Source organism: Phenylobacterium aquaticum (assembly GCF_022695515.1).
Taxonomy (GTDB): Bacteria; Pseudomonadota; Alphaproteobacteria; order Caulobacterales; family Caulobacteraceae; genus Phenylobacterium; species Phenylobacterium aquaticum.
On the sequence record NZ_JALDPT010000002.1, the window covers coordinates 182,747 to 195,610 of the forward strand.

Genomic DNA, 12,864 nt, shown 5'->3' on the forward strand with positions numbered 1-12,864 from the left:
GTCCCCCTATATGGCGCGCCGGGGGATGAAAGCGAAGGGGTTCTCGTCTAAAGGGCACCAGGATATTCACCGGAATCTCGCATTGGAGGCCCGTCCTTGCCCTTTCCGGACTTCGATCCCGTCCTCGTCCACATCGGTCCCTTCGCGATCCGCTGGTATGCGCTGGCCTATATCGCCGGCATCCTGCTGGGCTGGCGCTATGCGCTGAGCCTGGCCCGCAACAGCCAGCTGTGGCCCCTGCGCGGCCCGATCGCGACCTCCGAACAGATCGACGACCTGGTGCTGTGGATCACTCTGGGCGTCATCATCGGCGGCCGGCTGGGCCACGTGTTCTTCTACACCCCGGGCCTGGTGCTCGAGGACCCGCTGGAGATCTTCAAGACCTGGCACGGGGGCATGAGCTACCACGGCGGCATGATCGGCGTGCTGATCGCGGTCGCCCTGTTCGTCCGCGCCAACGCCGCCAAGGCGCCCCTGGACCTGCTGCGCCTGGGGGATCTGATCTGCGCCGTGGTGCCGATCGGCCTGTTCTTTGGCCGGGTCGCCAACTTCATCAACGGCGAGCTGTGGGGCCGGCCGACCTCCCTGCCCTGGGGGATCATCTTCCCCGCCGCAGACGGCATCATGCCGCGCCACCCCTCCCAGCTGTACGAAGCCGCGCTGGAAGGCGTGGTGCTGTTCCTGATCCTGCGCTGGGCCACCCATTCGGCCAAGCTGATGAACCGCCGCGGCGTGGTGGCGGGGCTCTATTTCGCCTTCTACGGCCTGTTCCGCATGGCGCTGGAAAACGTGCGCGAGCCGGACGCCTACATGCCCCACTTCCCCCTGGGCCTGACCATGGGGATCATGCTGAGCATGCCGATGGTCCTGTTCGGCGGCTGGCTGATCTGGCGCGGGCTGAACGAGCCCCTGCCCGAGGCGGACCCCGACACCGCCCTGCAGACGGCGGCGGACCCGGCCCTCGCCGAGGCCGAGGCCGGCGAGACCGCGGAGGATCCGTTCAAGATCCGGTCCGATGGCCCTGCGTGACCGGCTGATCGACCAGATCCGCGCCTCGGGTCCGATCACGGTCGCCCAGTACATGACCGCCTGCCTGCACGACCCGCAGGACGGCTATTACGCCACCCGCCCGGCGCTCGGCGCGGATGGCGACTTCATCACCGCCCCCCTGGTCAGCCAGATGTTCGGCGAACTGATCGGCCTGTGGCTGGTCGAGACCTGGATGGCGCTTGGCCGTCCGGCCCCCTTCCGGCTCGTGGAGATGGGGCCGGGCGACGGGACCCTGATGAGCGACGTCCTGAGGGCCGCCCGGCTGTCGCCGGAGTTCCTGGCCGCCGCCGACCTGTGGCTGGTGGAGCTGTCCGACCCCCTGCGCGCCCGCCAGGCCGCGCGCCTGGGCGAGGACCGCACCCGCTGGGCCGGTTCGCTCGCCGAGGTGCCCGAAGGCGCGCCCCTGCTGCTCGTGGCCAATGAACTGCTCGATTGCCTGCCGGCCCGCCAGTTCGTGCGCGCGGGACGCGGCTGGGCCGAGCGAATGGTCAGCATCTCTCCGACGGGCGGGCTCGACTACGGCCTGGGCGGCGCCATGCCCTTCCCCGTTCCGGCCGTGCTGGGCGAGGCGTCGGCCGGCGCCGTGCTGGAGATCTCCGCGGCCCAGGGCGCCCTGGGCGCTGAGCTCGGCGACCGCATCGCCCGCGACGGCGGGGCGGCCCTGCTGATCGACTACGGCCGCGACGCCCCGGGCTTCGGCGACACTCTCCAGGCGTTGAAGCGCCACGTGAAGGTCGATCCCCTAGCCGAGCCGGGACAGGCCGACCTGACGGTCCATGCCGACTTCCCCGCCGTGACCGCCGCGGCCCGAGCGGCCGGGTGCGAGACCGCGCCGGTCCTGACCCAGGGCGACTTCCTGGTGCGCCTGGGGATCGGCGCCCGCGCCGAGGCCCTGGCCCACGCCCGGCCTGACATGGCCGACCGCATCGAGCGCCAGCTGGAGCGCCTCCTCGCTCCGGACCAGATGGGCGAGCTGTTCAAGGTCGCCTGCCTGCATCAGCCTGGCTTTTCGCCGCCCGCCTTTGAAAGCTGAGTCATGACCGCCCTGCCCGCCCTGACCTCGCCCCTGCTGGAGCTGGCCGGCGTCCGCCACGCCTTCTTCACCCGCGAGGGCGGGGTGTCGCAGGGGATCTACGCCAGCCTGAACGTGGGACGCGGCTCGTCGGACGAGGCGGCGGACGTGGCCGAGAACCGTCGCCGCGCCGCCGCCCACTTCGGCCTGGGCGAGCAGGCGCTCTCGACCTGCTACCAGATCCACTCGGCCGAGGCCCTGGTCGCCGACGGTCCCTGGGGCGAGGCCCGGCCGCAGGGCGACGCCGTGGTCACCACGATGCCCGGCGTCCTGTGCGGGGCCCTGGCCGCCGACTGCGCCCCGATCCTGCTGGCCGACGCGCGGGCGGGGGTGGTGGCCGCCGCCCATGCCGGGTGGAAGGGCGCCCTGACCGGGATCGCCGAGGCCACGGTGGCGGCCATGATCGGCCAGGGGGCCAAGGCCCGCGACATCGTCGCCGTGGTCGGCCCCTGCATCGCCCAGCCCTCCTACGAGGTCGGGCTGGAGTTCCTCGACAGGTTCGCCGCCGTGGACGCGGGTCACGCCCGGTTCTTCGCCGCCGGAGAAACCCCGGACAAGCGCCAGTTCGATCTGCCGGGCTTCGTCCTGTCACGATTGCGGGCCGCGGGTGTCGAGGCCTGCGACTGGGTCGGAGCCGACACCTGCGCCGACGAGACGCGCTTCTTCTCCAATCGCCGGGCCTTCCGTAGGGGCGAAGCCGACTTCGGGCGATTGCTCTCGGCCATCACCCTCACCTGATCGCCGCAGCCGGGCGAATCCCCTTGCCGGGCGCGACGTCGCTGCTAAAAGCGCGCCCATCCGAACACTGACTGCGCGGGGATCTCCATGAAGCTGCTGGCTGGCAACTCCAACCGTGGCCTTGCGGAGTCCGTCGCCGCCCACCTCGACCTCCCGCTCTGCCGGGCCCAGGTGAAGCGCTTCGCCGACAACGAGATCTTCGTCACCATCGACGAGAACGTCCGCGGCGAGGACGTCTTCGTCCTCCAGTCGACCAGCTACCCCGCCAACGACAATCTGATGGAGCTGTTGATCTGCATCGACGCGCTGAAGCGCGCCTCGGCCAAGCGGATCACGGCGGTCATGCCCTATTTCGGCTACGCCCGGCAGGACCGGAAGACCGGCGGCCGCACGCCGATCTCGGCCAAGCTGGTCTCCAACCTGATCACCCGCGCCGGCGCCGACCGGGTCCTGACCATGGACCTGCACTCCGGCCAGATTCAGGGCTTCTTCGACATCCCCACCGACAACCTGCTGTCCGCGCCGCTGCTGGCCGCCGACATCAAGGAAAACTACGAGAAGACCTCTGAACTGATGATCGTCTCGCCGGACGTCGGCGGGGTGGTCCGGGCGCTCGCTGTCGCCAGCCGCCTGAACGCCGACCTGTCGATCGTCGACAAGCGCCGCTCGGGTCCGGGCAAGAGCGAGGTCGCCAACATCATCGGCGACGTGTCGGGCCGCCGCTGCATCCTGTTCGACGACATCATCGACGGCGGCGGCACCCTGTGCAACGCGGCCCAGGCCCTGGTGAACGGCGGGGCGACCGAAGTCTCGGCCTATGTCACCCACGGGGTTCTGTCGGGCGCGGCCATCGACCGGGTCAATGCGTCGATCCTCAAGGAGCTGGTCATGACCGACTCCATCGCCGCCCCGGAACGCACCGGCGACACCAGCAAGCTGCGCTATGTCAGCTGCGACAAGCTGCTCGGCGAGGCCATCCGGCGTATCGCCAATGAAGAGTCGGTCTCCAAGCTGTTCGACTGACAGGGGAATGGGCTGGCAGCCCGCCCCGCTTCAAGATCAGCTGCCCTACCGGTCAAGCTTGGTAACCAAATGGTTAATGATCGCGGTCACAATCCTGCCCGCGCTTAGGTGCTAGCCTGACAAAATCTGGTTCTGGGGAAGACGCCCGTATGACTTCCACGCTTCGTGTTACCGCAGCTGCGCCGCGGCTGTCTGTCTCGTGTTCCTGGCCGGTTGCGATGACGGCAAGCAGGGACCGCCCCCTGCCCCGCCGGCGCCGCCGCCGCCGGCGGTGAGCCTTGCGCCCAAGCTGATCGAGCAGGCCAGCGCCTATCGCTATTACATGAACCACGCCACGGCGATCACGCCGGACTTCACCGACGGCGATTCGATCGCCCGCTCGCTGAAGGTTGGCGCGTCCTATGAGCCGGTGCAGCTGCTGCGCGGCGCCATCGCCTATGGCGCGGTCGCCGCTCTGCAGGATCCCGAGTTCGTCGCCGCCGTGCGCACCTATTCGGTCGATCCGGAGCAGCGCCGTCAGGTGGCCGCCCAGATCGTCCAGAACCCCGCCTATGTGGTCGGCATCGCCGGATCGGCGGGCGCCGCCAGCCTGGCGGTCAATGCGCTCGGCGAGCAGGGCCAGAAGCTCTACGACGCCGGCAAGGCCGTGAAGCAGTCGGCCTATGCGATCCAGAAGCAGAAGTGGTCGATGTCCGAGGTCGCCAATCGCGACCTGCGCCTGTCCCAGGCCAAGGCCCTGTCGGCCACGCCCCTGGTCGGCGATCTCGACGAGACCGCCCGCCTGCAGCAGGCGGTGGTCGGCGCCCAGCCCCTGGGCCTGACGCCTTCGGCGGCCGCGACGCCCCCCTATACCCCTGTGGTGGTCCGCAGCCTGGCGGTCGCCGCCCTGGCGGTGCTGGGTGAGGCGGGCGACGCGAATCTCGAAAACGTCATGGCGATCATGGCCGAACCCAATGTCGGCTTCTGCATGAACATGGCCAAGCTGAACCTCTATCAGTGCTTGGCCGTGGCCAAGCCGCACTATGAGGACGTGTTCTGCCTGGGCCAGCACATCATGATGGACACCGGCCGCTGCGTGATCAAAGCCTCGGGCCTGCCCGAGCCCTATGAGGCCAAATTCGTTCCCACAGTGCGGGTTGCGGACGCCTACGAGCCCACGAAGAAGACCGCGTCCAAGGGCGGCGGCAAGGGATCTGCGAAGAAGCGTTAAGTCTCAGACTCGCGGCCGTTGCCACGGCCGGGAGTTTTGTGTATCTACGCCCACCTTTCGACCCCAAGAGGGTCGTCCGTCGCCGCGCGGACCTATCGCGCGGCGGTTTCGTTTTGAGGCGAGGCGATGGCCGATATCGTTCTGAATGTTGAAGTCCGTGAACGCACGGGCACCGGTGGCGCCCGCGCCACGCGCGCCGAGGGCAAGGTTCCTGGCGTGCTGTATGGCGGAGCCAAGGATCCGGTCGCCATCGCCGTGAAGTCCAACGAGTTCCGCAAGGCGCTCTATACGGGCAAGCTGCTGGGCCACCTCGTGACCCTGAAGTACGGCGAAGAGACCCAGCCGGTCATCGCCAAGGCGGTTGACATGCACCCGGTCACCGACGAGCCGTGGCACTTCGACCTGTACCGGGTCGACGAGCACCAGCAGATCAAGATCGCCGTGCCGGTTCACTTCAAGAACCACGAAGCCTCGCCCGGCCTGAAGAAGGGCGGCACTCTGAACCTGGTGCTGCACGAGCTCGAGCTGAACTGCCCGGCCGACCACATCCCGGAAGAGCTGGTCTATGACCTGACCGGTCTGGAAATCGGCGACACCATCCGCGCGGGCAACTTCGTCCTGCCGGAAGGCGTGACGGTTGCGGGCGGCAAGACCCTGGTCGTGGCCACCGTCGCCGGTTCGTCCGCCTCGGCCTCGGCCGAAGCCGCCGAGAACGCCGAGGGCTAAGCCCCCGGCGCCTCCCCGGAGGGGCCCATGATCATCCTGGCGGGGCAGGGCAATCCTGGCCCACGCTATGCGGGCAATCGCCACAATGTCGGCTTCATGGCCGTCGACGAGATCGCGCGCCGCTGGCGCTTCGGTCCCGAACGCTCGCGCTTCCAGTCCCTGGCGCGCGAGGGCGAGATCGAGACGGATCAGGGCCCGGTCAAGGCTCTGATCCTCAAGCCCCAGACCTTCTACAACGAGACCGGCCGCGCGATCGGCGAGGCGCTCAAGTTCTACAAGCTCAAGCCCGCCGATCTCGTCCTGTTCTATGACGAGATCGATCTGGCCCCCGGCCGCTTCCGGATGAAGACCGGCGGCGGCGCGGCGGGCAATAACGGCGTGCGCTCGGTGACCGCCCATATCGGCCCCGACTTCCGCCGCGCCCGCCTGGGCGTCGGCCATCCCGGCCACAAGGACCGGGTGATGGGCCATGTGCTCTCCGATTTCCACAAGGTCGACCAGGCCTGGCTGGCGGAGCTTCTGAAAGCCTGCGCCGAGGCCGCGCCTGTCCTGGCGTCCGGCGAGGATGAGAAGTATCAGGCCGAGGTGCTGCGGCTTGCGCCGGCCGAGAAGTCCGATCCCCGCAAGTCCGCCCCCTGAGGGAGTGTCCGAATGTCGCCGATCCTCATGCTCATGCTGTCGCTCGGCTTCTCCATCGGCCTGTGCGTCCACGTCGTGAAGACGCACAAGGAGATGTACTGGCTCTGGATCATCCTGGCGTTCCAGCCGCTCGGCGGGCTGGTCTATCTGATCGCCATCGTCATGCCGGAGCTGGTCCGCGGCCCCACCGTGCGCAAGATCCAGTCCCAGGCCCGCGAGAAGCTCGACCCCACCCGGGAATATCGCGAGGCCAAGAAGGCCTGTGAGGACGCGCCGACCGTGCGCAACCAGAGCCGGCTGGCGGTCGCCGCGACCGAGCTGGGCCGTCACCAGGAGGCCGCCGACCTCTACGCCCAGGCCGCCCAGGGCATCCATGCCGATGACGGGGTCCTGCTGCTGGGCTGGGCCAACGCCCTGATCGAGCTGGGACGGGCGCCAGAGGCCCTGCCGCTGCTGGACCGCCTGGGCCAGGACGAAAGCCGCGGACGCACGCCCAGCGCCGCCCTGGCGCTCGGACGGGCCTATGAGGCCGTAGGCCGCAACGCCGAGGCCGAGACCGCCTATCAATGGGCCGCCGACCGCCTGCCCGGCCTTGAGGGCCTGGGCCGCTACGCCGCCTTCCTGGCCCGCACCGGCCGCAAGGACGAGGCCCGCGCCATGGTCGAGGACATGGACCGCCGCATCGCCAAGACCCATCCCCAGTTCCAGAAGGAAGGCCGCGCCTGGCGCGACCTCGCCGCCGGAGCGCTCAACAGCTGATGACGGCGAAGCGCGCTGGCCTTAAGCCGCGCCATTCGCCATAAGACGCCCCTCTCCTTTCCGAGGAATTCCATGGCTTTGAAAGTCGCCATCGTCGGTCTGCCCAATGTCGGCAAGTCGACCCTGTTCAACGCGCTCACCCAGACGGCGGCGGCCCAGGCGGCCAACTATCCGTTCTGCACCATCGAGCCGAACACCGGCGACGTGGCCGTGCCCGAACCGCGCCTGGAGGCCCTGGCGGCGATCATCCCGTCCAAGGAGATCATTCCGGCGCGGATCAACTTCGTGGACATCGCCGGCCTGGTGCGGGGCGCGTCGAAGGGCGAGGGCCTGGGCAACCAGTTCCTGGCCAATATCCGCGACTGCGACGCCGTCGCCTTCGTGGCCCGCTGCTTCATCGACGACGACATCACCCACGTCGAGGGCAAGGTCGATCCCCTGGCCGACCTGGAGACCATCGAGACCGAGCTGATGCTGGCCGACCTCGAAAGCCTCGAGAAGCGCGTCGTCAATCTCGAGAAGCGCGCCAAGACCGGCGACAAGGAAAGCGCTCAGACGCTGAAGCTCGTCCATCTGGCGCTCACCGAACTCAACGCCGGCCGGCCCGCCCGCAAGGCGGAGGTCTCCGCCGAGGACGAGAAGGCCTGGCGCATGCTCCAGCTGCTCACCTCCAAGCCCGCGCTCTACGTCTCGAACGTCGACGAGGCCTCGGCCGCGACCGGCAACGACCTGTCCAACAAGGTCGCCGAGCGGGCCAAGCGCGACGGCGCCGACCACGTGGTGATCTCCGCCCAGATCGAGAGCGAGATCGCCCTGCTCGATCCGGCCGAACGCGCCGAGTTCCTGGAGACGCTCGGCCTCACCGAGCCCGGCCTGAACAAGCTGATCCGCGAGGCCTATCACCTGCTCGGCCTGCAGACCTATTTCACGGTGGGGCCGAAGGAAGCCCGCGCCTGGCAGATCCACAAGGGCGACACCGCCCCCCAGGCCGCCGGCGTGATCCACACCGACTTCGAGAAGGGCTTCATCCGCGCCGAGACCATCGCCTATGAGGACTACATCAAGTTCAAGGGCGAAGCGGGCGCGCGCGAGGCCGGCAAGTTCCGCCAGGAAGGCAAGGAATACGTCGTCCACGACGGCGACGTGATGAACTTCCGGTTCAACGTCTAGGGCGCACGGGGCCCGCGCGCCCGGCGCGCTGGAAGACCGAGGTTCCGTTGCGAGAGACCGCGAACAGGAAGGCGTCCGCCTCGTAGACCTCGACCGCGTCGAAGCCGTGGGACGCCCTCAGGTGCAAGGCGGCGCGCGCCTCGGCCTCCGCCAGCCCGGCGAGCGCCACGGACGCGACGCCCAGCTCCTTGCCCGCCGGGTCCAGCAGACGAAACGTCACATCCGTCATCGCGCCCTCGCATCGCCTAGCCCCACAATGGGGACCTTGAGGGCGGCGGCCTTGATCTGGCGCAATCCAGGATCGTCGCGACTGGGCCCCTTCGCCCTGGACTTCCCCGCCCGCCGGCCTATCTCAGACGGCAAGATCCGGGAGGGACATGATGGGCGACTATTCCAAGCTGGCCGGGGCCGATGGCTTCCAGTTCACCGTCTACCGCGCGGCGCCCAAGGGCGAACGCAAGGGCGGGGTGGTGGTGATCCAGGAGATCTTCGGCATCGACGAGCACATCCGCCGCGACGTCGATCGCTGGGCCGAGCTGGGCTACGAGGCCATCGCCCCCTCGCTTTACGACCGCCGCGAGCCGGGCTTCACCGCCGGCCATGACGCGGACGGCATGACCGCCGGCGTCACCCACGCGCGCGCCACCCCGCTGGACCAGGCGCTCTCCGATATCGACGCCTGCCGCGCCGCCATGGCGCCCGCCGGCAAGGTGTTCGTGGTGGGTTACTGCTACGGCGGGTCCCTGACCTGGCTGGCGGCCTGCCAGCTGGACGGCTTCGCGGCCGGCTCCAGCTATTACGGCAGCATGGTCCAGGCCAACGCCGACAAGACGCCCAAGTGTCCGGTGATCGTCCATCTGGGCCGCAAGGACGCGATGATCCCGGCCGATGAGGTGAAGGCCGCCGTCCAGGCCGCCAATCCGAACGTGCCCGTCTACATCTACGAGGACGCCGGCCACGGCTTCAACAACGAGGACCCGCAGCGCCTGAACCAGGCCAGCGCCGACCTCGCCCGCCAGCGCACCCTCGACCTCTTCGCCGCGGCCTGAGCATGGGCGAGACGATCCGCCTGAAGAGCCGCTTCGACGGCTTCGAACTGGCCGCCTACCACGCCGGCGTCTCCGACGCCCGGCGGGGCGGGCTGGTGCTGGTGCAGGAGATCTTCGGGGTCACCGACCACATCCGCGAGCTCTGCGACGGCTTCGCCGAGGACGGCTATGAGGTGATCGCGCCCAGCTTCTACGACCGGATCGAACCGGGCTTCGAGGCCGACTACAGCGAGGCCGCCATCGCCAAGGGCGTGAAGTACTCGACCGAAACCCCCTGGGACCAGGTGGCCGGCGACCTGCAGGCGGCGATCGACGCCCTGGCGCCGCCGGTCTTCGTCACCGGCTTCTGCTGGGGCGGGGCGGCGACCTGGCTGGCGGCCTGCCGCTGCGAGGGGCTGTCGGCGGCTTCCGCCTTCTATGGCCGGCGGATCAGCGAGCTGAAGGACGAGACGCCCAAGGTTCCGATCATCCTGCACTTCGGCAAGACCGACGCCTCGATCCCGCCGGAGCGCATCGCCGAGATCGAGGCCCAGCACCCCGACCTGCCGATCCACCAGTATCCCGCCGGCCACGGCTTCGTCTCCGACCGGCGGGCCGACTATGACGCCGACAGCGCAAGGCTGGCCCGGCTGCGCACCTTGCAGGTCTTCGCCCGCAATGGCGGCGGCCGCAGCGAGGTCTGAGCTACCGCGAGGCGGCCGGGCGGGGCTAGGCTCCCCGGCGTGAAGCCGGCCCTGCCCCTTTTCGCCCTGGTGGCGTTCGCCGCCGCGCCCCCGGCGGGCGAGATGCGCTGCTGGCTGGACCAGGGGGTCCTGGTAGTCTCCGCCAGCGTGGCCGGCGCCGCCGGCGACTACATCCTCGACACCGCCGCCCCGCACACGGTGCTGCACGAGACCCGCGCCCAGAGCGAGGGCTATGCGGGGACCAGCCTGACCGGAGACGTGTGGCTGGCCGGCCGGGTTCTGCGCGATCGCCCGGTCGCCGTGTCCGACCTGGACGCCCGGACCTGGGCCTTCCCGACACCGATCGCCGGCGTGATCGGCGCCGACATCCTGTCGGCCTATGTGGTCGACATCCGCTTCGCCCCGTGCCGGGTGAGGTTGTCCGCGCCAAGCCAGGCCCCTCGCTTTCGCGGCGGCCAGACGATGGCCTTCGCGCTCCCTGGGGATGCGCCGGCTGTCACCGCCGCCGTTTCAGACGGTCCGAGGGCGCGCTCGGGCCCCTTCGTCATCGCCACCGGCGCGGACACGGGGCTCAGGCTGTCCGAGGCCTATGCCAGCGCCCCCGGAGCCGCCAAGCCCGCGGAGCTCCTGCCCTATGGCGCCTGGCGCGCGCGCCTGCGGGCGGCGTCCCTGGCGGGCCAGTTGTGGGAGAACCTGACCGTCGGCCTGCTCGCCGATGCGGACCTGCCGCCGGGGGCGATCGGCGCCATCGGGCCGCCAAGGCTCGCCGCCTGGCGGCTGCGGATCGACTATCCCGGCCGCCAGGTGGTCCTGGCGCCGCTCAATGCAGCCCCGCCCAGACCCTGAGCGTGTCGGGAATCTGCGGCAGGACGTCGACGCAGGCGTGCAGCAGCACCACCAGCAGCAGGTTGCGGGTCCGGGCCCAGATCAGGCCGAACAACAGGGCGATGGGCGACAGGGTCGCGATCGTGAAGGCCACGACCTGCACGAGATCGGTGGAATAGCCGTCCACATCCGGCGAGCCCCGCAGATAGAGCCCCGGCGCATGGCACAGGGCGAAGACCAGGGCGCCGATCACCACGGCCCCGACCTCGCTGCGAAGCACCGCCGACAGGCGGGTCTGCAGCACGGCGCGGAACAGGAACTCCTCGCAGAGGCCCGCTTCCAGGGCCAGCCAGACGAAGGCCAGGGGCGCGGCCCAGACCAGGTCCTGAAGGGGCGGATGCAGGGCCGCGATCTGCTTGAGGCTGGGGCTGACCACGCTGAGCAGGCCCAGCAGGATGGCCCCCAGGACGATGAGGGTCGGCCAGAACCCCTTGGCAGCCGCCGCCCCGCCCGCCAGGGGCCAGAGGCGTGCGCCCAGCGCGGCGAGCAGCAGGGCCGGCCCCACCACATGCACGGCGAGCTTCACGGCCAGGACGGCGAGCTCCTGGCCCTGACCGGCCGGGACCGCCTCGCGCAGGGCGCCCATGCCCCAGCCCAGGAAGACCACGGCATAGACCGCCAGATAGGCCAGCACCGCGCCCAGCTCGAGCCCGGGTCGACGCACCTCGATCGCCCCTGGACGGGCCTTGCGGGTCAGTCCCCAGGCCAGGCCCGACAGCAGGACGCCGAACACACCGAGCGAGATCAGCGGAAAGGTCCAGTCGGCTTTGTGCGCATAGAGATAGGCGACAGCCGCCGCCCAGATCGCGAGGTAACCGCCCCCATAGGCGATGGCGGCGGCGCGGCCGCCGGGCGTCGAATTGGTCATCAGCAACCTCCCCAGGTTCGAAGGGCGGCTATGACGGGCGGCGCAAGCCCCTGCAACTTATCGTTTTTCATGACCCGGCCGTAACGAAAAAGGCCCCGGAACATCCGGGGCCTTCTCGAAGTCTCGCTGGCTTGCCGCCCCTTAGTGGGAGACGTTCCGCCAGATGCGCTTGTAGCTGGCGTACAGCAGGCCGGTGAAGATCAGGAGATAGATCATCGCCGCCAGGCCGAACGACTTGCGCTCTTCCATCTTGGGCTCGGAGGCCCAGGTCAGGAACGCGGCCACGTCCTTGGCTTCCTGTTCCAGGGTCGCCTTGGTGCCGTCGTCGAAGGTCACCTTGTCGGCGGCCAGCGGCGGCGGCATGCCGATGGCGCCGCCTTCCGGAACCTTGGTCGCCGGACCGGCCCAAGAGCCGCTCAGGTCGCCCGGGAAGTAGGGGTTGTAGTGCTTGCCGGCCGGCAGGGTCAGGCCCGCGGGGGCCTCTTCATAGCCGGTCAGCAGGGAGTAGATATAGCGCGGGCCGCCCTCGCGGGCCTTGGCCATGGTCGACAGATCCGGCGGCAGAGCCCCGCCGTTCGACGCGCGAGCCGCGGGCTCGTTCGGGAACGGGTTCGGGAACCGGTCGGCCGAGGTGGCCGGACGCTGGACGACGTCGCCGGTCTCAGAGTCGATATCGTTGACCTGATAGTCCTTGGCGATCGACTTCACATACGGGTTGTCGTTCGGGTTCTTGTACTTCTCGTCATAGAAGGGACCACCCTTCTGGCCGAGGTTCCGGAAGCTCATCAGGTTCATCGAGTGGCAGGCCGAGCAGACCTCCCGATAGACCTTGTAGCCCCGTTGCAGCTGAGCCTGATCGAACTTGCCGAACGGGCCTTCGAACGACCAGTGGACGTCCTTGGGTTCGGCTTGCGAGGAGGCCGCCATCGCCGGAGCGGCGATGAAGGCGAGTCCCAGCGCCGCGAGCGCGATAGTTTTCCGCAGCATCTGAA

At 69.3% G+C, this 12,864-nt stretch carries 14 protein-coding genes and 1 pseudogene; 12 read left to right on the plus strand and 3 right to left on the minus strand.

Annotated elements, in window-relative coordinates:
- Positions 1 to 96 precede the first annotated feature (96 nt).
- From lgt to ychF, 9 genes and pseudogenes are all read left to right on the plus strand, one after another.
- A pseudogene (lgt, locus tag MQH10_RS02730) lies at positions 97 to 912 on the plus strand (prolipoprotein diacylglyceryl transferase); the annotation flags it as partial.
- 103 nt (positions 913 to 1,015) lie between these two features.
- Positions 1,016 to 2,083 carry a class I SAM-dependent methyltransferase gene (locus tag MQH10_RS02735; protein ID WP_242562533.1) on the plus strand — a complete coding sequence of 356 codons (1,068 nt, stop codon included), beginning with the start codon at positions 1,016 to 1,018 and terminating at the stop codon, positions 2,081 to 2,083.
- Positions 2,084 to 2,086: 3 nt separating this feature from the next.
- Complete coding sequence (pgeF, locus tag MQH10_RS02740; RefSeq protein ID WP_242562534.1) at positions 2,087 to 2,860, plus strand: peptidoglycan editing factor PgeF; 774 nt, start codon at positions 2,087 to 2,089, stop codon at positions 2,858 to 2,860.
- 87 nt (positions 2,861 to 2,947) lie between these two features.
- On the plus strand, positions 2,948 to 3,883 hold the full coding sequence (locus MQH10_RS02745) for a ribose-phosphate pyrophosphokinase (protein WP_242562535.1): 936 nt from the start codon (positions 2,948 to 2,950) through the stop codon (positions 3,881 to 3,883).
- A 199-nt stretch (positions 3,884 to 4,082) separates the two neighbouring features.
- Complete coding sequence (locus tag MQH10_RS02750) at positions 4,083 to 5,093, plus strand: hypothetical protein (RefSeq protein ID WP_242562536.1); 1,011 nt, start codon at positions 4,083 to 4,085, stop codon at positions 5,091 to 5,093.
- A gap of 126 nt (positions 5,094 to 5,219) precedes the next feature.
- Positions 5,220 to 5,819, plus strand: a complete 600-nt coding sequence (locus MQH10_RS02755) for a 50S ribosomal protein L25/general stress protein Ctc (RefSeq protein WP_242562537.1) — start codon at positions 5,220 to 5,222, stop codon at positions 5,817 to 5,819.
- Positions 5,820 to 5,846: 27 nt separating this feature from the next.
- Positions 5,847 to 6,458 carry an aminoacyl-tRNA hydrolase gene (gene pth, locus MQH10_RS02760; RefSeq protein ID WP_242562538.1) on the plus strand — a complete coding sequence of 204 codons (612 nt, stop codon included), beginning with the start codon at positions 5,847 to 5,849 and terminating at the stop codon, positions 6,456 to 6,458.
- A 12-nt stretch (positions 6,459 to 6,470) separates the two neighbouring features.
- The gene (locus tag MQH10_RS02765; RefSeq protein WP_242562539.1) at positions 6,471 to 7,217 is read left to right on the plus strand and encodes a tetratricopeptide repeat protein; all 747 of its coding nucleotides are present in this window, start codon (positions 6,471 to 6,473) and stop codon (positions 7,215 to 7,217) included.
- Between the two features lie 72 nt (positions 7,218 to 7,289).
- On the plus strand, positions 7,290 to 8,387 hold the full coding sequence (gene ychF, locus MQH10_RS02770; RefSeq protein ID WP_242562540.1) for a redox-regulated ATPase YchF: 1,098 nt from the start codon (positions 7,290 to 7,292) through the stop codon (positions 8,385 to 8,387).
- Here ychF and MQH10_RS02775 read toward each other — a convergent pair.
- Entirely contained in the window at positions 8,377 to 8,616 is a 240-nt protein-coding gene (locus tag MQH10_RS02775) for a hypothetical protein (protein WP_242562541.1), read from the minus strand. The two genes, ychF and MQH10_RS02775, sit on opposite strands and share 11 nt — an antisense overlap.
- A gap of 151 nt (positions 8,617 to 8,767) precedes the next feature.
- Here MQH10_RS02775 and MQH10_RS02780 point away from each other — a divergent pair, with 151 nt between their 5' ends.
- The 3 genes from MQH10_RS02780 to MQH10_RS02790 are packed head-to-tail and all read left to right on the plus strand — an operon-like array spanning position 8,768 to position 10,965.
- Positions 8,768 to 9,436, plus strand: coding sequence for a dienelactone hydrolase family protein (locus tag MQH10_RS02780; RefSeq protein ID WP_242562542.1), 669 nt, complete (start codon positions 8,768 to 8,770; stop codon positions 9,434 to 9,436).
- A gap of 2 nt (positions 9,437 to 9,438) precedes the next feature.
- On the plus strand, positions 9,439 to 10,119 hold the full coding sequence (locus MQH10_RS02785; protein ID WP_242562543.1) for a dienelactone hydrolase family protein: 681 nt from the start codon (positions 9,439 to 9,441) through the stop codon (positions 10,117 to 10,119).
- Positions 10,120 to 10,158: 39 nt separating this feature from the next.
- Positions 10,159 to 10,965, plus strand: a complete 807-nt coding sequence (locus MQH10_RS02790; protein WP_242562544.1) for a pepsin/retropepsin-like aspartic protease family protein — start codon at positions 10,159 to 10,161, stop codon at positions 10,963 to 10,965.
- On the opposite strand, the gene MQH10_RS02795 is transcribed toward MQH10_RS02790, so the two are convergent.
- Positions 10,940 to 11,872 carry a CPBP family intramembrane glutamic endopeptidase gene (locus tag MQH10_RS02795; RefSeq protein ID WP_242562545.1) on the minus strand — a complete coding sequence of 311 codons (933 nt, stop codon included), beginning with the start codon at positions 11,870 to 11,872 and terminating at the stop codon, positions 10,940 to 10,942. The genes MQH10_RS02790 and MQH10_RS02795 overlap by 26 nt on opposite strands.
- A 141-nt stretch (positions 11,873 to 12,013) precedes the next feature.
- Positions 12,014 to 12,859 (minus strand): cytochrome c1, encoded by an 846-nt coding sequence (locus MQH10_RS02800; RefSeq protein ID WP_242562546.1) that lies wholly within the window; start codon positions 12,857 to 12,859, stop codon positions 12,014 to 12,016.
- Between the last annotated feature and the right edge of the window lie 5 nt (positions 12,860 to 12,864).